Source organism: Micromonospora sp. NPDC047187, assembly GCF_040643355.1.
In the GTDB taxonomy this organism is placed as follows: domain Bacteria; phylum Actinomycetota; class Actinomycetes; order Mycobacteriales; family Micromonosporaceae; genus Micromonospora; species Micromonospora salmantinae.
Genome location: NZ_JBEYUF010000001.1, coordinates 583598 through 604769, shown reverse-complemented (window position 1 = coordinate 604769; position 21172 = coordinate 583598). Strand labels below are relative to the sequence as shown.

General features: G+C 69.9%; 20 protein-coding genes. 7 read left to right on the top strand and 13 right to left on the bottom strand.

All coding sequences use genetic code 11. From position 1 onward, the window contains the following. Positions 1–371 precede the first annotated feature (371 nt). From ABZ794_RS02515 to ABZ794_RS02505, 3 genes are all read left to right on the top strand, one after another. A complete protein-coding gene (locus ABZ794_RS02515; RefSeq protein ID WP_357513841.1) occupies positions 372–1028 on the top strand; it encodes a TetR/AcrR family transcriptional regulator in 657 nt (218 codons plus the stop codon). A 458-nt stretch (positions 1029–1486) separates the two neighbouring features. After that, positions 1487–1915 carry an OsmC family protein gene (locus tag ABZ794_RS02510; protein WP_210780504.1) on the top strand — a complete coding sequence of 143 codons (429 nt, stop codon included), beginning with the start codon at positions 1487–1489 and terminating at the stop codon, positions 1913–1915. Between the two features lie 247 nt (positions 1916–2162). Next, positions 2163–2591 (top strand): carboxymuconolactone decarboxylase family protein, encoded by a 429-nt coding sequence (locus ABZ794_RS02505; RefSeq protein ID WP_210780505.1) that lies wholly within the window; start codon positions 2163–2165, stop codon positions 2589–2591. A 131-nt stretch (positions 2592–2722) separates the two neighbouring features. Here the strand turns inward: ABZ794_RS02505 and ABZ794_RS02500 are convergent, their stop codons facing one another. The 7 genes from ABZ794_RS02500 to ABZ794_RS02470 form a co-directional block, all read right to left on the bottom strand. Further along, positions 2723–5908, bottom strand: a complete 3186-nt coding sequence (locus tag ABZ794_RS02500; RefSeq protein WP_357513838.1) for a penicillin acylase family protein — start codon at positions 5906–5908, stop codon at positions 2723–2725. Between the two features lie 300 nt (positions 5909–6208). Then, positions 6209–6694 (bottom strand): helix-turn-helix transcriptional regulator, encoded by a 486-nt coding sequence (locus tag ABZ794_RS02495; RefSeq protein ID WP_357513836.1) that lies wholly within the window; start codon positions 6692–6694, stop codon positions 6209–6211. Positions 6695–6722: 28 nt separating this feature from the next. After that, entirely contained in the window at positions 6723–7379 is a 657-nt protein-coding gene (locus ABZ794_RS02490) for a response regulator transcription factor (RefSeq protein WP_210780507.1), read from the bottom strand. Further along, positions 7376–8530: a sensor histidine kinase gene (locus tag ABZ794_RS02485; protein ID WP_210780508.1), complete on the bottom strand. Its 1155-nt coding sequence runs from the start codon at positions 8528–8530 to the stop codon at positions 7376–7378. Before ABZ794_RS02485 ends, ABZ794_RS02490 begins: the two co-directional genes overlap by 4 nt. Positions 8531–8553: 23 nt before the next feature. Then, positions 8554–9303: an ABC transporter permease gene (locus tag ABZ794_RS02480; protein WP_210780509.1), complete on the bottom strand. Its 750-nt coding sequence runs from the start codon at positions 9301–9303 to the stop codon at positions 8554–8556. Next, positions 9300–10196, bottom strand: a complete 897-nt coding sequence (locus ABZ794_RS02475) for an ABC transporter ATP-binding protein (RefSeq protein ID WP_357513833.1) — start codon at positions 10194–10196, stop codon at positions 9300–9302. Before ABZ794_RS02475 ends, ABZ794_RS02480 begins: the two co-directional genes overlap by 4 nt. 215 nt (positions 10197–10411) lie before the next feature. Next, complete coding sequence (locus tag ABZ794_RS02470; protein ID WP_357513831.1) at positions 10412–11860, bottom strand: alpha/beta hydrolase; 1449 nt, start codon at positions 11858–11860, stop codon at positions 10412–10414. Between the two features lie 354 nt (positions 11861–12214). On the opposite strand from ABZ794_RS02470, the gene ABZ794_RS02465 reads away from it, so the two are divergent. Next, on the top strand, positions 12215–13147 hold the full coding sequence (locus ABZ794_RS02465; RefSeq protein WP_210780511.1) for a LysR family transcriptional regulator: 933 nt from the start codon (positions 12215–12217) through the stop codon (positions 13145–13147). Next, a complete protein-coding gene (locus ABZ794_RS02460) occupies positions 13144–14064 on the top strand; it encodes a serine hydrolase (protein ID WP_357513829.1) in 921 nt (306 codons plus the stop codon). Before ABZ794_RS02465 ends, ABZ794_RS02460 begins: the two co-directional genes overlap by 4 nt. Positions 14065–14125: 61 nt before the next feature. On the opposite strand, the gene ABZ794_RS02455 is transcribed toward ABZ794_RS02460, so the two are convergent. From ABZ794_RS02455 to ABZ794_RS02440, 4 genes are all read right to left on the bottom strand, one after another. After that, positions 14126–14278, bottom strand: a complete 153-nt coding sequence (locus ABZ794_RS02455) for a hypothetical protein (RefSeq protein WP_210780513.1) — start codon at positions 14276–14278, stop codon at positions 14126–14128. Between the two features lie 85 nt (positions 14279–14363). Next, positions 14364–15266, bottom strand: coding sequence for a class A beta-lactamase (gene bla / locus ABZ794_RS02450; RefSeq protein WP_357513827.1), 903 nt, complete (start codon positions 15264–15266; stop codon positions 14364–14366). Positions 15267–15626: 360 nt separating this feature from the next. Next, entirely contained in the window at positions 15627–16151 is a 525-nt protein-coding gene (locus ABZ794_RS02445; protein WP_357513825.1) for a MarR family transcriptional regulator, read from the bottom strand. 8 nt (positions 16152–16159) lie between these two features. After that, entirely contained in the window at positions 16160–17407 is a 1248-nt protein-coding gene (locus tag ABZ794_RS02440; protein WP_238689812.1) for an NAD(P)/FAD-dependent oxidoreductase, read from the bottom strand. Between the two features lie 89 nt (positions 17408–17496). On the opposite strand from ABZ794_RS02440, the gene ABZ794_RS02435 reads away from it, so the two are divergent. After that, a complete protein-coding gene (locus ABZ794_RS02435) occupies positions 17497–18156 on the top strand; it encodes an MSMEG_1061 family FMN-dependent PPOX-type flavoprotein (protein WP_238689813.1) in 660 nt (219 codons plus the stop codon). A gap of 212 nt (positions 18157–18368) precedes the next feature. Then, entirely contained in the window at positions 18369–19523 is a 1155-nt protein-coding gene (locus ABZ794_RS02430) for a serpin family protein (protein WP_238689814.1), read from the top strand. A 146-nt stretch (positions 19524–19669) separates the two neighbouring features. On the opposite strand, the gene ABZ794_RS02425 is transcribed toward ABZ794_RS02430, so the two are convergent. Further along, entirely contained in the window at positions 19670–20251 is a 582-nt protein-coding gene (locus ABZ794_RS02425) for a dihydrofolate reductase family protein (RefSeq protein WP_357513822.1), read from the bottom strand. 67 nt (positions 20252–20318) lie between these two features. After that, a complete protein-coding gene (locus ABZ794_RS02420) occupies positions 20319–21158 on the bottom strand; it encodes a helix-turn-helix domain-containing protein (protein ID WP_357513820.1) in 840 nt (279 codons plus the stop codon). Positions 21159–21172 lie beyond the last annotated feature (14 nt).

Genomic DNA, 21172 nt, shown 5'->3' with positions numbered 1-21172 from the left:
TTTTGGCGGGGGTTGGGGGGCCCAACCTCCCTGCGCCGGGGGGGGTGGGGGGGGCGGCCCGGCCGGGGCGTGCGGCGGGGGCCCCCCCCGGGCCCCCCCCCCCGGTCCGGGCCGAGGTGGTCGGCCCGGACGAGGAGTCCGCCGGATGGGTGCGGGCTTTGACCAGAGGCCACTCACGCCGCGTTGCCAACAGCAGCGAAACCTTCCTGCCAATAGGACTAAATAGTCCAGGAATGCTCCTGCTAACGACGTCGATCCCTTTCACGGCGCGAAGGTCCGCCCTTCACCGTCGCCCGAATGCGACATGCATCGGATGGACTCAAAGGTCCCATTCTCGCTAGATTATCTGGCGCGCTGGATACACTTGACAGATGAGCGACGAGCAGGTGGCTGCGCCGACGAATAGGCGGAGGATCAGTCAACGGGGCATCGCGACCCGAGAACGAATCCTCGAGGCCGCGAACCGGCTGATGCTCGTGCGCGGAGTGAACGCGACGACCCTTGACGACATCCGCGAGGCAAGCCAGACGAGCAAGTCTCAGCTCTACCACCACTTCGCCGACAAGCAGGAACTCGTGCGCGCCTTGGTCAAGTATCGAGGCGCGCTTGTGCTTCAGCGTGAGCGTGCAGGGCTCGAACGACTGAGATCATTCTCAGGGCTGATCCGGTGGCGTAACGCGCTGGTCCAGGCCAACTCGCTGAACAACGGCAAATACGGGTGCGGCCTCGGGTCGATGGCTCTTGAGCTGTCCGATCAAGATGAGCAGGCTCGATCGTCGCTGTCGGAGACGTTCGCGGCATGGGAAAAGCTGATCAGTGACGGTCTGCACCGGATGCGGGACAGCGGTCTACTGCGCCAGGACGCCGACCCGGAGAAGTTGGCCACGGGGTTGATGGCCGCATTGCAGGGCGGCTACCTGCTGGCGAACGCCGCGCACGACGTCGCACCCATGGGAGTCGCGCTGGACATGGCACTGGAACACATCAGATCGTTCCTCGTGCAGCCGTCCGGTGAGCCGACCCCTTGACTGGGGCCGATCAGTGGTGACGAGGCTGCTCACGGCGGGGTACGAGCAGCCCGGAGGCCGATGAGAGCCAGGTCGATGAGAGCCAGGTCGTGGGAGCCCTCAAGACCGGGCAAGCAATGCTCCTCGACATCACGCACCGACTTCCCAGCCAACTCCGGTCAACGGACCCATTGGTCCTTTCCAGGGCCTGGTGTTGATCGAGCCATCCGGGGCGACACTGAACCCTAGCCGCCTATCAGTGCAGCTCGAAACACCACGCGGTCCAGGTTCACCCAGCAGTCGACCCTGGGAGCGAGCAACCGATTGGACTATCTAGTCCGCTAAGACTAACCTCCGGAGGTACCCGGCCATGAGGTCGATACGCCTGGCCACGGCCCCCTGCCCGGACTGCGGCTCGGCTGCTGCCGGCTGCGTATCCCTGGGCCCCTCACCACTGGATCTACAGGAAGGCGCGGCTGATGGAAACCGCTCATGATCATGTCGTCGCATCGGCCCGAGTTGTCCTTCCGGCCACCGAGCGCCGGCGCACGGACATGACTACCCGCGGCTTCACGTTCGTCGCCGACGAACCACACAACGGCGCACTCGGTGACGGCCCGACGCCGACGGAGTACCTCTTGATGGCGCTCGCGTCGTGCACTGCTCAGACGCTGCGGCAGTATGTCGACTACAAGTACGACACCGCCGGCGATATCACCGTCGAGATCGGCTACCACGAACCCGAGCAGGAAGGCGCAGAGCGCTACCTGCAACGCACGATCACGCTCAGCGAGGAGCCCGACCCCGACGACCTGAAGGTGATGCACGACATTGCCGAGAGGTCCCCGGTGACCCTGCTGATTCAGTTCGCGTGGAGCGTGCGGACCGAGTTCGTCGGGCCGCGCTGAAAACAGGCCGTCTGCCCTGACGATGGGCTCACTGAGAAACGGCCGGCAGCACCGGGCCGGGGGCGCGTGCCTCGTTGCGCCACGTGGTCTCGCTATCCGTGCTGGTGCGGCCAGCAAGGGCTGGGCGGGTCTGCTGCGCACCGAGTGGACGTCCCCACCACTGGTCTTGTCGTTGTGATCTGCAGGAGGTCACCTCTTGGATACCAGGATTCAGAACGTCCGACTGAACGTCACAAACGAACAACTCATGGCTCTGGCAGATGCCGGGGCCGCAGCTTTCGGCCACACCGCCACACTCCAGGTGGACCAGGCCCTGGCTCAGCTTCTGCGATTACGCGTCGCGCAGATCAACAATTGCAGCTACTGCCTTCTGGTGCACCATGCCGCCGCCCGTGTCGCCGACATCCCGCCGTCCAAGGTCGAGACCCTCACCGCGTGGTGGGAGACGCACCTGTTCACCGAAGCGGAACAAGCCGCCCTGGCCTACACCGAGGCGTTGACCCGGGCCTCCGACGTCACAGTCAACACGCGGCTGCAGGAGGCGCACGACCGGGTGGCTGCGCACTTCACGGAGGACGAGATCCAGGAGATCGTGGCTGTTGTCATCAACATGAACATTTGGACGCGACTCAAACTCGCCGAGGGTGCCATGCCCACGACGGCGCCTGCCGTGTGAGGTGATATCCGGCGCTGTGATCGGAGCAGGCTCGCTGCCGGGCTGATCGCTTCAGACCCGACTGCCAGCGATGGCGCTGCGCACGCCCGGAGGGGCCGGCGAGTGGTTCGCGCCGCCCCCTCCGGGCACTGTCACGTTCCGTACAGCTCGAATTCGTAGAGCGAGAAGCCGTACGAGGTTGCCCGCTTGATCCCGTACACCCGCACGTAGCGGGCGGTGACCGGGGCAAAGGTGGCGTTGTCGACGGCGCCGTTGCCGGTGGTGGTGGCGAACACCGGCGTCCAGGAGTTGCCGTCGCCGGAGACCTCTATCCGGTACGAGGTGCCGTACGCGGCCTCCCAGCGCAGCACGACGCGGCTGACACTGCGGGCCGCACCGAGGTCGACCCGCAGCCACTGGTTGTCGTTGTAGCTGCTGGCCCACCGACTGCCGAGGCTGCCGTCGACCGCCTTGGCCGGCGTGTGGCCGGTCAGGAACTGGGTGCTCGACGCGGTGGCCGGGCGGCCCTGCGCCAGGTTGGTGACGTCGTCACCCCGGCGCGCCGGGAACGAGACGACCTGCTGGTAGGTGGGGCGGTTCTGCCAGGCGATCACCGGGTGGGTGATGCCGCCGAGCCCGGACTGGGCGATCGAGTCGGCGCACCACTGGTCGCCGGCCCCGCAGGACTTGTCTCCGGGGTAGACAGTGTTGGTCGGCACGGCGGCGGCCTGGCCGAGCGCGTCGAGCAGTGCCTGCCGGCACGCGCCGAGGTTGCCGTTGCCGCAGTACGCGCGGCCCAGCCCGCCGGCCACCGGGTCGCCGAGTACGGTCCGTAGGTCCTTGTCGACGTAGCCCCACCAGCCGTACTGGAACGACGAGCCCTTGTGCGCCTGTCCCTGCAACGCCCAGCTCGCGGTGCCGTCGCGCCCGCCGTTCTGGCCGCCCGACGGCGCCTCGTTCACCTCGATGGCGTCGACCAGCGCGGCGTAGAGATCCGGCCCGAGGCCGGGGCGGAACTGCGCCGAGGCCAGCAGCGGCCACCAGGCGTCGAAGATCCGGATGGCGTCGGCGTGCTGGTAGACCTTGGAGCCGGGGGACGTCTCCACCCGGCGAGCCCCGGCCTGCTGCCAGGCGCGCAGCTTGCCCACCGCGTCGGCCAGCGCCGGATCGGTGACCGGCGTGCTGTCCAGCACCCGCAGCAGGTCGCCGAGAACCTGCTGGCCGCGCAGGTCGGTCACCGCCGCATCCGCCATGATCTTGACGACGTCGGCGCGGCCGAGCTTGCGCTGGGCGATCGCCGTGCGCACCGGGCCGTCGAGCAGCTGAGCCCGGTGTACGGAGCCGAAGCTGAAGTTGCCGTCCGCCGCCCCGAAGTCCCGCGCCTGCTTGTTGTTCCAGCTGACGTAGTAGTCCTGGTTGACCGACTGCGGATGCGCCGACGCCGGGGTGTAGGTGGCGTCGTTGGTGTCCGGGTTCCAGCCGGCCCACTCGTACGCCGCTTCGGCCTTCGTGGGCAGGTTCGGGTCGGCGGTGGCCGGACGGACCGGGTTCGAGCCTGAGTTGACGTACGCCGCCTCGGTCGAGTTGACGTAGAACCAGTTGAACGCGTACCCCACATCGGCCGCGGACGCCTGGAAGGCCGCCGCGCTGCCCATCGCCGACGGGTCGTTGAAGGCCTGGAAGCCGACCGCCGAGTCAGCCTCGTGCCGGTAGGTCGAGCGCAGTTTGGTGAACGCGGTCGGCTGCCCGTTCACCAGGCCCCGGTGGGCCACCAGCCCGTACTTGGTGCGCAGCGCGCGCAGGGTGTACGAGCCGGCCGGGGTGGAGTCGGCCAGCGTCGGGGACCAGGAGTTGCGCTGCTCCAGCGCCTCCATGGCGAGGCACTGCCCGTGGTAGAGGTAGCGGTTGGTGCGCAGCGTCGGGGCGCTGCCGTCGGTGGTGCACAGCGGCACCGCGTACGTGTCGGTGAGGTCCTGGGAGGCGGAGGTCGCGCTCCACGCGTAGTCCTGGCCCCGGCCGAGCAGCACGTAGAGGTTGAGCCCGGCGAACGCGGCGCCGCGAGCGCTGATGCCAGGCCCCTGCAACTCCTGGAGCATCAGCAACTGCGGCGCGAAGTAGCCGGTCTGCGGCCCGAACACGGCCACCGGGTTGCCGGTGGTGGTGTGCCGTCCGGAGACCACTACCGCGTTGGACATGCCGTGCGCGCGCAGGTTGGCCAGGCCGCCGAGCAGCCCTGGGGTGGCGGTGCTGGCGCCGGTGCGGGCGGCGGCGCCGCCGGTGGCGTCGTAGGCCAGGGGCTCGGCGACCACCGAGCCGGCGTCGGGTAGCACCGCGCTGGTAGCGCCGGGCGGCGTCGCCCCGTAGGGGAAGCTCTGCCCGTCGTGCAGGGTGAGCACGGTCTCCGGGTCGTTCTGCGAGCGGAACGCCGCCCACACCCGGTCGCCCTCGGTGGCACCGTACTTGGCGCGGGCGGCCACCCGGACCAGCGCGGACTGGATCTCGCTGCCGCCGCCCCCGCCGAAGAGCCCGCCGACGACACCGGCGGTGGCGATGAGGTCGGTCATGGTGAAGTGCGTCGGCTTGCCGGCGCCCGCGAGCACGTACTCACCCGGGTAGTTGTCCTCGGCGATCGACCTGTCGATGTAGGCGTTGATGCCGGCGATGTAGTCGACGACGTCGGTGTAGAGCTGCTGACCCCGGGCGCCCTTGAGGCGCAGCGCGTCCACCTGGGCCCGGAGGTCCGCCTCCGAGTAGGGCGAGTTGGCCCAGATGCTCTGCTCCAGCTCCCGGTTGCCGGGCGCGCCGCCGGCGAACGAGGTGAGCGTGCCGCGGCCGGCGTGGCGTAGCAGGTCCATCACCCAGAGCCGGTCCTGGGCCCCGGCGTAGCCGGCCCCGAACATGGTGCCGGCGCGGGTGGTGCCGTTGACGTGCGGGACGCCGGTGGCCTTGTCCCGCACGATGGTGACGTCGGCGCGCGGCGAGACGGTGCTCTCCACCTGTGCGGCCGGGACGCCGAACGAGGCGTCGTTGTAGAAGTGGGCGATCTGCTCGTCGGTCAGCCCGGCGTAGTTGTAGACCAGGTTCGCGTACCCGTCGAGCTGGTCGCTGGAGTGCGCCGGGCGGGTGCCGAGCGCCTGGTGCGCCAGGATGGCGACCAGCGTGGCGTTGCCGTTCTGCCCGGGGGGCAGGATGTCGGCGCACTGGCCGAGGCAGTAGTCGTTGGCGGCGAACGTCGTGGCGGCCAGCGCCGGTGACGGTGGGGTCACCGTCAGGACGCTCGCGGTCAGGACGGCGGCGGTGAACGCAGCGAGCCGGTTACGGAGAGCGGGACGTGGCATGGCGATCCTCCGGGGACGCGGAGTCGGGCCGTTCGGTCACGCCCGGCTTCCGGTGCCGACGTCTCGCCCTCCGCGCCCGGGCGTTCCGCCAGGAGGTGAGAGTGACTCGCATCTATCTCCGGGCAATGATCGACGCAGGACCCCCGCCCGGGATACCCGTCGTTCACCACACGCCAATGCCGACGTTTCGCCGCCCGCGCGATCACCGAACCGGGACCACACCTCATCCAGGCCGTAATCCCGGCGGTCTGAACTCCTACGCTGCCACCCGATCACATCGGCGCCGGTAAGTTCAGGCGGCTATGGGCATCGTTGATCATCGGTAAAGATGTCCTCGACCGTCAGGTTGAACAGCTTGGCGAGACGCAACGCCACCGGCAGGCTGGGGTCGAACTTCCCCGTCTCGATCGCGTTGATCGACTGTCGTGACACACCGATGCGCTGAGCCAGGTCAGCCTGCGTCCAGGCGCGTTCGGCTCGGAGGTCCACGATGCGGTTCTTCATCGGTACCTGATCCGGCCGACCACGAAGGCGATCACGTAGACGACTCCCAGCAGCGCGGGGAAGAGCGCGATGTTGAGGCCGTAGGTGACCAGGCCGGCGGCATCCGTTACGAAGTAGGCGAAGCCGACGACCCCAGTCCACTCCGAGGGTCACTGCCAACCCATCCTGCATGATCTTGCGCTGCAGGTCGTCGAGTGCCCGCAGGAAGCGCGTGAAGGCGACGATCCAGGCGACACCGACGAGAAGGTTGACGCCGGCTGCGGCGCGAACGTTGATCTCCACATCGGCACCAACAGCGAGGAGGGCAAACTCAGGCCCGTGGTTCGACCAGGCCGTTGTCGTACGCGAAGATGACTGCCTGGATTCGGTCTCGCGCTCCGATCTTGGCTAGCACGCGTCCGACATGCTTCTTCACTGTGGATTCGGTGAGGGTGAAGCGCTCGGCGATCTCGGTGTTGGTGGCGCCCTGGCCGATTGCTTCGAGCACCTCCCGCTCTCGCTCGCTCAAATTCCTCAGGCGGGGGTCCGCATGTGCGGCCGCCTCTGGACGCTGGAGGTAGGCGTCCATCAGTTTGCGGGTCAGGCTGGGGGCCACCACCGAGTCTCCGCTAGCGACGGCGCGGATGCCGGCGATCAGCTCCTCGGGGCGGGCGTCTTTGAGCAGGAAGCCGCTCGCTCCGGCTCGCAGTCCGGCGTAGACGTATTCGTCCAGGTCGAACGTGGTCAGGATCAGCACACGAGTGCGTGAGCCGGTCGCGGTAATGCGGCGGGTGGCCTCGATACCGTCCATGCCGGGCATGCGCACGTCCATCAACACCACGTCGGGGCGGGTCTGCTCTACCATTCGCACCGCCTCGGCACCGGCGGAGGCCTCGCCCACCACGATCATGCCGGGGGTGCCGTCGAGCAGCATCCGGAAACCCATTCGTTGCAACTGCTGGTCGTCGGCGATCAGCACGGTGGTCATGAGGGCTCCTTGAGGACCACGTCGACGAGCCAGCCTCTCTCGGCCGGGCCGGCGGTCACCTCGCCGCCGTACATGGCGGCGCGTTCCCGCATGCCGAGCAGGCCGTGACTCGGGCGAGCCGGCCCGCCGCGACCGTTGTCGCGTACCTGTACCCGTACCTCGCCGTCGGCGACAGCCAGAGTGACGTCAGCGGCCGCCCCGCGCCCCGCGTGTTTGAGGGTGTTGGTGAGCGCTTCCTGAACGATGCGGTAGACCGCGAGCTGCACGCCCCGACCGAGGGTGTGCAGCTCACCCGAGGTGGAATAGGTGACTGGCAGCCCGGTCGCCCGCACGCTCGGCAACAGCCGGTCGAGATCGTCGATGCCGGGCTGCGGGCTCAGCTGCGGATCGGCGTCTTCCTCGCGCAGGACGCCCAGCACCCGGCGCAGCTCGGAGAGCGCCTGCCGGCCGGTGTCACCGATCAACCGGAGCGGCTCGGCGGTCTGCTCAGCCCGCGCTGTCGCAAGCGCGGCGCCGCCGTCGGCCAGGCCCACGATCACCGAGACGTGATGTCCGACAATGTCGTGCATCTCGCGGGCCACCCGGGCTCGCTCCTCGGCGACGGCCAGGCGGGCCCGCTGATCCCGCTCGACTTCCAGGCGGGCGGCGCGGTCCTCAAGGGCGATGAGGTACGCCCGGCGGGTGCGCACCGCGACGCCGGACGCGACCGCGGCCCCCGACGTGCCGAGAACCAGGAACAGCGTGATGATGCGGTTCTCCGTCACCGGGTTGAGCAGGTAGATCTCGGCCACCAGCAGCGCGATGGTGATCACGGTGGCCCAGGCCAGCGCCCGCCACGAACCGCGGGAGGCCACCCCGAAGAGCATCACGAGCAGGATCACCCCGGCGCCGACGCCGACGTCCAGCAAACCCTCGATCAACTCGATGGTCGCGGTGACCAGGAACGCCGGGAACGGGTACCGGCGCCGCCAGTACAGCGGCGGCAGCAGGGCCAGCGTCGCGATCGTCGCCGACAGGGGATTCTCGATGATGTTCGGGATGCTGAAGAGCACGATCGGAATGGCCACCAGGGTGTCCATGACCCACGGGCGGAGCCGGTCGAAGGCCCGCAACCCCGCCTGCCGGTCCACCAGCCATCCCTGCGTGCTCATCAGCCGATTCTCCCCTTACGCGCTTACGCGTCGTTCCTTTTGAGCCGGTACGCTGCCGCGGCGAGCGTCACGATCACATACCCGGCGAAGACCACGAGGCCGGCCCAGGGCGCCAGGGTGCCGTCCGCCGGGGTCAGCGCCATCACCGCGCTGCCGGCGTTGCTGGGCAGGTACGGGGTGATGGCCTCGGAGATCGAGTCCGGCAGCAGCGCGGCCAGACCGGGAACGATCAGCAGCGCGCCGGCCAGGATCGCGATGGCGCCGGCGCTGGAGCGGACGAGCATGCCGAGCGCGACGCCGAGCACCGCGACCAGGCCCAGATAGAGGCCGGCGCCGACCAGGGCCCGCAGCACACCGTCGTCGCCGAGGCCCAGACCGGCGACCTTGTCGTTGAGCACGGCCGACCCCACGGCGAAAGCGACGAAGGCGCCGATGGTCATCGTCACGAAGGCGGCTGCCCCGGCCACGAGGCTCTTTGACCACAGCACGGGCAACCGGCGCGGCACCGCGGTGAGGGTCGCCCGGATCATGCCGGTGGTGTATTCGCTCGCCCCCAGCAGCGCGCCGAGCACACCGACGGACAGGGCGGCCAGGGCGCTGCCGGACAGGGCCAGGTCGATCGAGGTCAAGTTGTCGCCCGACAGGGAAGCCGAGGCGATCATGCCGAAGGCGATCAGGAGGAGAGCGGAGATGCCGGTCGTGATCCAGGTGGAGCGTAGCGAGGAGAACTTGGTCCATTCGGCGGCGACGACGCCACCAGGGGTGATCTTCATCGGGATGCCTCGTATTCGACAGCGTCGCGGGTCAGGTCCATGAACGCCTCTTCCAGCGAGGCGTTCTGCGGGGTGAGTTCGAACAGTGGGATGCCGCGGGCGGCCGCGGCCAGGCCGATCTTGCGGGCGGAGGTGCCGGCGACGAGCAGTTCCTCGACGCCGGTCGAGGTGACCGTGATGCCCGGGCCGGCAATCGTCGTGCGCAGCGCGTCGGGGGCGGGAGTGACGACCCGGACGCCCTCGGCGGTCACGAAGTCGGCCACGGTGGTGTCGGCCAGCAGCCTGCCCCGGCCGATGATGACCAGGTGGTCCGCGATCAGCGAGACCTCGCTCATCAGGTGTGAGGACAGCATCACGGTGCGGCCCTCGGCGGCCAGGCCGGTGAGCAGGTTGCGCACCCAGAGGACCCCCTCGGGGTCGAGGCCGTTGACCGGCTCGTCGAGCATCACCACGGCCGGGTCGCCGAGCAGCGCGGCGGCGATGCCGAGCCGCTGGCCCATGCCGAGGGAGAACGCGCCGACCCGCTTGTGGGCGACGGTCGAGAGGCCGACCAGGTCGAGCACCTCGTCGACGCGCGAGCGCGGGATGCCGTGCGTGCGCGCCAGGGTGAGAAGGTGGCTGACCGCCGTCCGGCCGGGGTGCATGGCCTTCGCCTCGAGCAGCACGCCGATCTCGCGCAGTGGCGCCTTCGACGACGCGTACGGCTTGCCGTTGACCAGCACGTCGCCGGAGGTCGGCGCGTCGAGGCCGACGATCATCCGCATGGTCGTCGACTTGCCGGCTCCGTTGGGGCCGAGGAAGCCGGTGACCTGTCCGGGCTTCGCGGTGAACGACAGGCGGTCGACGACCGTCTTCGCACCGTATCGCTTGGTTAGTTCGCGTACCTGAATCATGCTGGCCACGCTAGTTTCGCGCGGCGGCACGATCGCGGTACCGCAGTCGACACTTTCCGGCCGCCAGTGGTACCCCGGTACCACTGGCGCCCGTTCAGCGGGGCGGGCGGCCATTGGGGAATCTTCAGCACATCGGAGCCGTTACCGGCGGTCTTCTCGACGCCGAGGGCGCGGAACATCCCTGTTCCGCGCCCTCGTCCGGCTCCTGCCTCAGGTCAGCCGCCCTGGCAGGTCGTGTCCTTTGCCGGCATCGCGCCCTCGACCAGGTACGACGTGGTCAGGTTCAACGCGCAGCCGTTACCGCCGAGCACGTAGACGCCGTGCCCGCTCTCGTTGACGGTCACCAGCCGCGCGCGCTCCCCGAACTTCTTCCGCAGCAGCTCGCCGCCCAAGAGCGGGGTGACCGGGTCGTGCCGGTTCTGCAGGATCAGCACGTTGCGTGGCCCCTCGGCGCTGACGGCGACGGGCGCCTCGGCCGGCTCGTGCTTCCAGAAGGCGCACGGGGTGATGTTGGCGCTGGCCGCGCCGAACAGCGGAAATCGCTCGCGGTCCTGCGCGACGGCGCGCCGGTAGGTGTCCACGTCCTCCGGCCACTCGACGTCGTTGCAGCTGACGGCGAGGAACACGGTCAGGGCGTTGTCCACCGGGTTCGGTGCCGCCGCCGGCGGTGGCACCGGCGCCGCCGCCGTGCCCGGGTTCAGGTGCGACTGCCACACCCGCGCCATATTTCCGTACTGCATCTCACCGTAGAGCCAGGCGAAGGTGAGGTGCCGGAAGATGGAGCCGGTGAGCCCGTCGGCCGCCGGCTCATCGTCGAGCCGTTCGGCGATGGCGAAGTAGGTCCGGCGCACCTGCTGCGGCGTGCGGCCCAGACCGTAGGAGTCGTGCCGCGCCGCCGCCCACTTCGCGAAGTCGGGGAACGTCTGCTCCATGCCGAGCGCGTACCGGCGCAGCCCGGCCCGGTCCAGGTGGGTGTCGCCGAGGTTGCTGTCGAGCACGACCCGGTCGGTGGTGTCCGGGAACATCGAGACGTACGCCGCACCGAGCGCCGACCCGTAGGACGCTCCGTAGAAGCTGGCCTTCTCCTCGCCCAGCGCGGCCCGGATCCGGTCCAGGTCACGGGCCATGTTCGCGGTCGTCAGGTGTCGCAGCCGTCCCTCGGTGTCGTTCGCCGCGCACCGCGCGGCGACCTCCTTGACGATCTCCGCCTGCCGACTGACGGCCGCGTCGTCGGCCGCGTACGGCGGGATGTTGCCCCAGTACGCGTCGTCGGCGGTGAAGCCGCAGCTCACCGGCGTCGAGTGCCCGACGCCCCGGGTGTCCATGCCGATCAGGTCGTAGGCGTCCATGACGCTGGCCGGCAGCCCCTTGGATGCCAGGAAACCCGGCTGGTCCAGCCCGGTGCCGCCCGGCCCGCCGGGGTTGAACATCAACACCCCGCGCCGCTTCTCCGGCTTGGCGCTCGCGATCCGCGACACCATCAGCTCGATCTGGGTGCCGTCGGGGTCGCGGTAGTCGAGCGGAACCGGCACCTTCGCGCACTGCACCGACGCCTGCACCACCGGCGGCACCACCACGTCCTGCGGGCACGCCGCCCACTGCAGCCCCGCGGGCGGTTTCCCGGCCGTCGACTCCCCGGCCGTCGCCGGGATGACCGCAGCCATGGCACCGACCATGCCAAGAATTCCCGTCAGGGCGAAGCCTCGTCTTCGATACACGTCCAGGTCTCCTGTCCCTCTTGCGGTGGTCCACCCGGAGCGAGGTCGTGCTTCGAAGCCACAGCGGCCACGCCGACCTCCTTCGGCAGCGGGTGGAGGTGCCTCAACGACACCAGTCCTCGTGACCACGTGTCAGTGACACCGCGTCACGGCCCTGTGTGACGTGGTGTCACTGGCCGCGTTCCGACCTGCGGGTAGCCTGGACCTCACATCAGTGTGAGGTCCAGCGGCCAGCGGCGAAATGATGCCGTTCCCGCTCCCTGCCGTCTCTTCGATGCGTTCCAGGTATAGGTTCGGCGGATGGATGTGGTCGCCGCCTGCCGGGCTTTCGTCGCCGTCAGCGGTCACGGCAGCTTCACCTCCGGCGCTGCCGCCGCGGGCATCCCCCAGTCGGTCGCCAGCCGCCGAATCGCCGCCCTGGAAGAACACTTCGGGGCGCGCCTGTTCGACCGGTCGTCCCGCGCGGTCCGGTTGACCCCGTTCGGGCAGGACATGCTGCCGACGGCGCGACGCCTGGTCGACCTCGCCGACGCCATGGCCGACGACGCCGAGCGGGCCCGATTGCGTCCGCTGCGGATCGCCGTTCCCGAGATCTGCCCGCCGCAGCGCCTCGCCGCGCTGGTGGTCGCGGCGCGACGGCAGCGGATCCACCTTGAGGTACGGCCGGCCGGTCCGCAGGAGCGCGAACGGCTCTGCCAGACCCTGGAGGTCGGCGCCGGGATCGTGGCGGTTCCGGAGGAGACGGCGGCCTGGCGGGTGCCGCTCGGGCTGGCCGCCCGGACCCCCTTTCCGGCGTCGACGGTGTTCCTGGAGACGCTGCGCAGCGGCCGAGCCCGCGCCCAGGCACGCCGGCGAATCCTGATCCAGCCCGAGGACGACGTCGCGCACCTGCGTGACCCACTGACCCGCGCCGGCCAGTCGTCCGGACTGGCACCGGCCCAGGTGACGGTCGCGCCGTCCCTCGTCGACGCCGCGGCAGCGGCCCTCGGCTCACCCGACCTGCTGCTCTGCTCCCGCCAGCAGGCCGAGGACTTCGGGCTGCACTGGTGCCGTCTCGCCGGCCCTCGACTTTTACGGGGCTACGACGTCGCCGCCGGCGTACGCGAGGACCTCGACCAGCTCCGCACAGTCCTGTACGCGGACATCGCACGATGCCTGGGCGTCACCGACGGGCACCCGGGGTCGGCCGGGGGTGGCGCACCCGGTGACCGTTCGATAGGAGATCCGGCATGAGCGCCATCGCCGTCGTACGCAACGCACGTGACCTGCTCGACGAGGCGGGCCTGCACGGCGCCTTCCTGGTCCGCGACCTCGACACCGGGGCGGAGATCGGCTTCGATGCGGACACCCCGTACCCGTCGGCGTCGCTGGTGAAGGTGCCGCTGGCGGTCGCCGTTCTGGAACGGGTCGTGCGCGGGGAACTCGACCCGGCGATGCCGGTCGACGTCACGCCCGGTCTGATCACCACCCCCGGTCCGACCGGGCTGAGCCGCTTCCGCCACCCCGCGCGGATCGCCGTGGACGATCTGCTCTACCTGAGCACCTCCGTCAGCGACGGGGTCGCCGCCGACGCCCTGTTCGACCTGATCCCGCCGGCTGCGGTCACTGCCGAGCTGCGGCGGCTACGCATCGACGGCATCGCTGTGCGGCACCGGGTCGGCGACCTCGCCGACACGCCGGCGGAACGCCTCGGCCCCGACCACGCGCACCTGGCCCACTCCCTCGCCATCGGCGCGACGACCCCCGGGCAGGGCCACCCCGTCGCCCAACTCGACGTCACCCGCGCCAACGCCGGGTCCGCCCGGGCCTTCGTCGACCTGCTGCACGCCCTCTGGCGGCCCTCGACGATCCACCGGACCACCGCCGCCCGGGTACGCGACCTGATGGCCGACAACCTGCACCGGCAACGCCTCGCCCCCGACTTCATTTCCGACGCGTCCCGCTGGTCGTCGAAGACCGGCACCCTGCTGCACCTACGCCACGAGGTAGGCGTGGTGGAGCACACCGACGGGCAGTCGTACGCGGTCGCCGCGCTCACCGCCTCCCGGGTGCCCGCCGTCGCGCAACCGGGCAGCGAGGCGACGATGGCTCAGGTCGCCCGAAGCCTGCACGACCACCTACGAACGGGCACCCTGCCCTGGTGGAGTTAGCCCGCACTCGCCGCCCGACGAGCAGGGCCTCACCATCCGCCATCGCCGCAGCCCGACGTCCTTACCTGATGAGTTCCGTCGGAGCGGGCGGGAAGTCGATGCGCGGCTTGCCGTGCATCGCCGCTGCCAAGCTCTCGTAGACGGGCGGATTGATGCCGTCGCGCCGCTGGTGCCTCATCGTCACGGCGGTCTGCGGCCAGTCCGGGTCGGTCACCTCCTGAGCGATTTGGTCTACCTCGATCCAGTTGGTGCGATCAGCTGGCAGGTACCACGCCTCCCGGGCGGGGGCCGGCACACCGTCACAGCGCGGCGATCACGGCCTCGGTCGCCTGGGCGATCAGGGCGTTGTCGTAGTCAGCGTCCTTCTGGTCGCGGCTGGACAGGACCGCGAGGACGATCGGCGCGCGGTCCGGGGGCCAGATCACCGCGATGTCGTTGCGGGTTCCGTAGCCGCCAGCACCGGTCTTGTCCCCCACGACCCAGCCGTCGGGCACACCGGCGCGGATCAGCTCGCCGCCGGTGGTGTTGCCCCGCAGCCAACCGGTGAGGATGTCGCGGTCCGCTGGTTCGAGGGCGTCGGCGACGGCGTACGCCCGCAGGTCTTCGGCAAGTGCGCGTGGCGTGCTGGTGTCCCGCCGGTCACCCGGCCGCGCCTCGTTGAGTTCGGTCTCGTAGCGCGCCGGATCGGTGATCTTGTCGCCGACCTTCCGCAGTTCCTTCTCGAACCGCTGCGGTCCGCCGAGGTGACGCAACATCAGGTTGCCGGCGGTGTTGTCGCTGTACCGCACGGCCGCGTCGGCGATCGCGCGCAGCGTCATGCCCTCGGCGACGTGCTGCTCCGTGATCGGCGAGTAGGTCACCAGGTCGTCCGCCGAGTACCGCACCACCCGCTCCAGCTCGGCGTCCGTGGTCTCGTCGAGGATCTCGGCGGCGGCCAACGCCTTGAACGTCGAGGAGTACGCGAACCGCTCGTCGGCGCGGTACCGCACCGTCCGGCCGGTGCCGGTGTCGATCGCGTAGACCCCCAGCCGCGCGTCGAACCGCTCCTCCAGTTGTCGGAACGCGTGGTCCCGGTCGGCGGATGAAGCGGTGGCCGTCACCGCACGGTCCCGCTTCGGCTGTTCGGTGGCGCCGACGGGGCCGCACGCGGCCAGGGACACCGCTGCCACCGCGGTCACCACCCGGTGTGTCGCAAGAACCATGATCGCTCCTTGTTGATGCCGTGGGCCCGGTGCCGGACAGCGCCGGTCGGGCAGGACTCGACCCTGGCAGCGATGTGGCATGCGGTCGAAGACCGAAGTCGCGGTGTTCATGCCGATCCGGCATCGCCGCTACTGCGAGGGCGGTGCCCGGCGACGCCGCTGCCGGGGTGGGGCGAGAGCAGCCCCGCCCCACCCCGGCTCGACCGTCCTCGTGAATCACTCCCTCGACGGAGCAGGTGGGCATCTTCGCCGGCAGCTTGAGGTCGATGAGGTAGTCAGCGGCGATGGCGTCGACTACCCGGGCTGGCTACGCAGCCGCATTCCCGGCGCGCTGGTCGGAACCACACCCGCCACCACCGACTATCCCCACCTGGCCGACCCCGCCTGGTTCATGGGACGGCTGGTCGCCTTCGACGACGCTCGCGTGCGGTAGTGGTCCAACTCGGCGAGGTACATCGCCTGCATGCGGTCATAGTGCCGGATTAACAGCATGAGCTCCTCGACGCTGTAGCCCTCGATGAGCTGCTCCGCCCGCTCGGCGAACCGCTCGTACGGTCGCTCCAGCTCGGCCATCCGCTCCGGCCGCAGGGCGACGATCACCCGCCGCCGGTCCGCCGGATCGCGCTCGGCCGTCACGTAGCCCGCCTGCTGGAGCCGGCGGAGCATGCTGGTCACCGCCCCGGTGGTGAGGTTGGTCCGCTCGGCGACCTGCCCCGCGCTGGCGGACCCGACGTCCGCGAGGTAGTCCAGGCATTCCAGGTCGCTCACGGTGAGGCCCAGCCGCTCCGCGATGGCGTACCGGAACACCATGGACAGCCGCGACGTCTCCCGTCCGGCGCGCATGAGGTCGGCGATCGCGGACGCACGGGCCGGCTCGTGGGACATGCCCGCAATCATCCCTCCGGTACGGTGACCCGGTGCAGCCGAGGTAGCACGCGGGTCAGCACCCAGTGGGGTGCGGCCGCTCCCCCGGTGAGGCGGCGCATCAGCCTGGCGGCGGTCTCGACGGCGCGGAAGGCGTAGGGCACCATCTCGTCCTGGTAGCTGGCGATCGCCTCCTCCACCGGCGCGCCGCTGGCCCTGGCCTCGACCAGCTTGTGGCCGAGCAGGGCGGCGTCACGCAGCGCGGTGTTGCCGCCGTGCGCGCCGAACGGCGGCATGACGTGCACGGCGTCGCCCATCATCGTCGCCCGGGGCACCGCCCACCGGTGCGGGCGCTGGCCGGTGGCGAAGAGGTTGAGCACCGTGGCGTCCAACTCGGCCGTGCCGACCAGCCGCCGGATGACCGGGTGGAAGTCCATGCTCATCCCGGAGGCCAGTCTCCACAGCGCCAGCAGGTCGCCCCGGAGGCCCATTGGCACCTCCTCCTGCCGGAGCAGCAGTCCCCACATGACGTAGTCGTCGCCGGTGGGCGCATAGCTGCCCGGGGCCAGGCGCCCGAACGCCTCCGGCGGGCTCTCGCCGAACCGCATGGAGGTGAAGAAGAAGGCGCGGCCCGGCCGGTCGGCGATGGCCAGGACCCCGCTGGTACGCAGCGCGTCAGGGATGACGCTCTCGCCGTTGCGTCGCAGGGGCGACCGGCCGTAGATGCCTGCCATCGGGGTGTTCGCCGGGTCCGCGTCCGGCATGATCTGCGCGCGCAGCGCCGAGCCGACGCCGTCCGCGCCCACGACGACGGTTGCCGCTGCGGACCCGCCGTCGGAGAACAGCAGCCGCGGCCGTGCCGGGTCGCCGCCGTCCACCGCGACGGCGTCCTTGCCGTAGTGGATGCGGCCGTTCAGCCCGGACTGCAGGATCGACCGCAGGGTCAGCCGGTCGACCTGGCGGGTCGCGTGCGGCTCGTCCTTGAAGGTGATGGTGAACGCGTCCCGCAGCCGGCTGTCGGTGAAGCGTAGGTGCCCGCCGGGCTCGTCACCGGTGGTCAGCGCCAGGTTGTACAGCGAGTGCGGCAGGCTCTCGCGCAGCGCCTCGATGCCGTAACGGTCGAGAATGATCCGGTAGCCCTGCCGCCGGACGAAGGGGCCCGGGTCCCGCTCGTAGACGTGCGCGTCGATGCCGGCGCGCATCAGGTACTGGGCGAGGCAGAGGCCGGAGAGGCCGGCGCCAGCGATCGCCACCGAGAAGTCCGTCGATATGCTCACGCGATTATCTTAATGACTAAGATGATTTGGGCAAGGCCGCCGCCGTGACGACGGCCGGACCGGTCAGATTGGTCGATTAGTGTCGATGCATGACGCCAGCCCTTGCCACCAGCGCCTTCGACTCGCTGCGCCTCGACGCCGTACCCGACCAGGAGGCGCTGCGCCGGGCCTACGAACTCCCCAGTGACGCGGCCGTGCGGAAGCAGATGACCGAACTCACCGAGCAGACCCGGCGGTTGATCGGCTGCTCGTCGCTGGTCCTGGTCGCCACGGTGGACGCCAAGGGCAACTGCGACGTCTCCCCGCGCGGCGGCCCCGCTGGCTTCGTCGCCGTCCTGGACGCACGGACGGTGGCAATACCGGACGCCACCGGCAACAAGCGTCTGGACACCCTGCAGAACGTCGTCGCCACCGGGCGGGCCGGGCTGCTGTTCATCATCCCAGGGCGCACCACAACGCTCAGGGTGAACGGCCGGGCCTGCGTCTCCACTCGCCCCGAGCTGCTGTCGCAGCTGACCGCCGTGGGCAAGCCACCGGCCACCGCACTGGTGCTGGGGATCGATGAGGTCTACCCGCACTGCCCCAAGGCGCTGCTGCGCAGCGGGGCCTGGAAGCCCGAGCAGTGGCTGCCGGCGGACGCCCAGCCGACCTCGGCCGAGGTGACGCTGGCCCAGCTACGAATGCCCGAGCTGACGATCGCTGACATCGAGAAGGCCGAGGCAGACTCGCTGAAGTACCGGTACGAGTGACAGACATTGCTGAGTTTCGATGAATTTGGGCTTGTGCCTGGTGAGTTTCCGTGGGACTGCTCTAACCTCGATACATGGTTTCGCGTCGATCCCTCCTGCGGGCGGTCCCGCTTGCGGCCGCTGCCCTTACCGCCGCCCCAGGTGATCCCCGTTGGCCCGGCACGCCGTCCACCGCAACGGATGCGGTCCGCGTACCACCCGACCCGGCCACGATGCAGGCCGCCGCCACCGCCGTTAGCGGCTTCACGGCCGACCTCTACCGCACTGTGGCATCGACCCGGGCAGGCGGCAATGTGGTGTGCGCGCCGTTCTCGGTCGGGCTCGCGCTCGCGATGACCCGGGCGGGCGCCGGCTCGACCACGGCGGACGAGATGGACACGGTGCTCCACGCGCCGCATCCGCGCCCCGGCGCGCTCGACAGCGGGCTCAACACCGTCGAGCAGACGCTCGCCGGCCGGTACCAGGACGGTGACGGAGTCAAGCAGCCTCGGCTGACCACTGCCAATGCGCTGTGGACACGACTCGATCTGTGTCTGCGACCCCGGTTCCGGGACGCCCTGGCCGGCTATTACGGCGCCACGCCGCGACCGGTCGACTTCCGCGGCGCGCCCGAGGTGGCCCGCCAGGAAATCAACACATGGGTGTCCGATCGGACCAACGCGAAGATCCCGGAGCTGTTGCAGTCCGACGCCGTGAGCCCCAACACCAGCCTGATACTGACCAACGCAATCTACCTCAAAGCGGCCTGGAAGTACCCGTTCACCGCTACCGCCACGGCGGTGGGACCGTTCACAAGGGATGACGGGACCGTCGTCGACGTCCCGATCATGCGCGGACCGTTCGACAGGATGGGCTACCTCGAGGGCGACGGATGGCGCGCAGTCGACGTGCCCTATGCCGGCGACGGACTTGCCATGGCCATCGTCATGCCGACCCGGGACAATCTCGCCGCGGTCGAGGCGAACCTCGACGCGGCCTGGCTGGGCGCGTTGCTGACCGGGTTCCGGATCACCGACGTCGAACTGCGCCTGCCCCGGTGGACGTTCCGCCTGCCGGCCGAGCTGGGTGCCGCACTGAGCAGCCTCGGTATGCCCACGGCGTTCACGTCACAGGCCGATTTCACCGGCATGAGCACCGAACCGGCCCTGTGTATCGACGACGTGGTGCACGAGACGTTCATCGCGGTGGACGAGAAGGGTACCGAAGCCGCGGCCGCGTCGGCCGTCATCGTCCGGCCGCCGTCGATCCCGCAAGGGCCGCAGTTCTTCGTCAACCGGCCATTCCTGTACGTCATCCACGACCGGTTCACCGGCGTACCGCTGTTCCTCGGCCGGGTCCACGACCCGCTGGTCAGCGGCCCAGCCTGACCTGGCCCCGCGCACCGAACTGACCATCGAGACGTGGCCTGGCAGTAGAACCCGAGCACCGAAATGCGAGCGCAGCCCTGCCCCGGTCACAGCGGCTTCCATGTGGACAGCGGCCTGCTCAACACCCGCCAGCCCGCCCGGATCGGTCAACGGCGCACCCGATAGCGCAGGTGAAGCACCCGGTTGCCCTGAATCACCACATCAGGATTCCCCAACAGGTGCTGCGCGTGGACCGACCCGAAGTAGCGCTTGCCGGACCCGAACACGACGGGTACGACGTCCATGCGCACCTCGTCGACCAGGCCCGCGGCAAGCACCTGGCCGCCGACGTCGCCGGCGGCGACCTCGACGAGGCGGTCACCAGCTAGCTCCTGCGCCCTGGCCACGGCCGCCTTGACACCGTCGACGAAGTGAAACGGCGCCTCGGGGTCCCAACCCTCGGGCATCGGCCGGTGCGTCACGACGACCACATGGTCGATCCCGCTCGGCGGCTTCCCGTCCCAGCCGTCGGTGAGGTCGAAGACGTGGCGGCCGGCGATCGTCACCCCGATCCGGTCCCAGTACTGCCGGGTGTAGTCGTAGGACGCTTGTGACACCTTCAACACGCCACTGTCGTCCAGCGGGACGTCACCGCTGGTCAACCAGTCGAACAGCGGCCCGGGCTGGTCGTTCTCGTCCGCAATGAAGCCGTCCACCGACACCGAGCCGTACATCACTACTTCGCCCATGGGCGCGCTCCTCTGCTTGGGGATGGCCTCAGGCTAGAGTTTCGTGGGCTGTCGCTCTTGTAAGGAATCAATCGGTCGGTAGCGGCCAGCCGTCCAGCACGTGGCCGGGATGTTCGCGCAGGAACCGCCGCCTGACCTCGACGTACCGGGTCGGTGTGAGCCCGGTGAAGGCCCGGAACTCGTGGCCGAAGTGGGCCTGGTCGAAGTAGCCGGCGCCACCGGCGAGGTCGGCCCAGTCGATCGGTTCGGCGGGTTTGATCGAGAGCACGGTGGCGGCGAAGCGGTACGTGCGGGCAAACCGCTTCGGCGTAACGCCGATGACCTCCTTGAACCGCTGTGCCAGGTGAGTGCTGCTGACACCGACGGAAAGCCTCAGGTCGTCGATCGCCACCGCCCCGCTGGTCGCGGCGATGATGCGGCTCGTATGGCGGACCAACCCGAGGCCGGCCGCGTGGCCCAGCCGTCGCATCAGCTCCTCCTCGAGCAGCGTCAGCATCTCGTGAGGTCGCTCGGCCGTGGCCAGCCGGTCTCGCAGCTCTGCAGTGGCGGGCCGGCCCCACACCTGCTCCACCGTCGTCGGCCGGTCACGCAGCTCCGCTGCGGGCATCGGCAGGAACGGCGCCAGCCCCCACGGCTTGAAGTGCACGCCGACGGACCGGGTCCGGAGTGGGTAGCCGAAGTCGAACGCGCGGGTGGGCGTGGTGACCACGCAGCCGTCGGCGTACTCGGCCGTCTCGATGTCGGCGCCGGCACGGACGCGAAACGGTGCCCCGAGGTTGACGATGAGGAACGCCGCCGGACTTGCCGGCAGCGTCAGCCGGGCGTAGGGCGGCGCACCCTCCAGGTAGTAAAGGTCGTCGATCAGCCCGTCCAGCGGCGGTCGCGGCACTCTGGACACGTACTCCACGTCGACAGTATCGC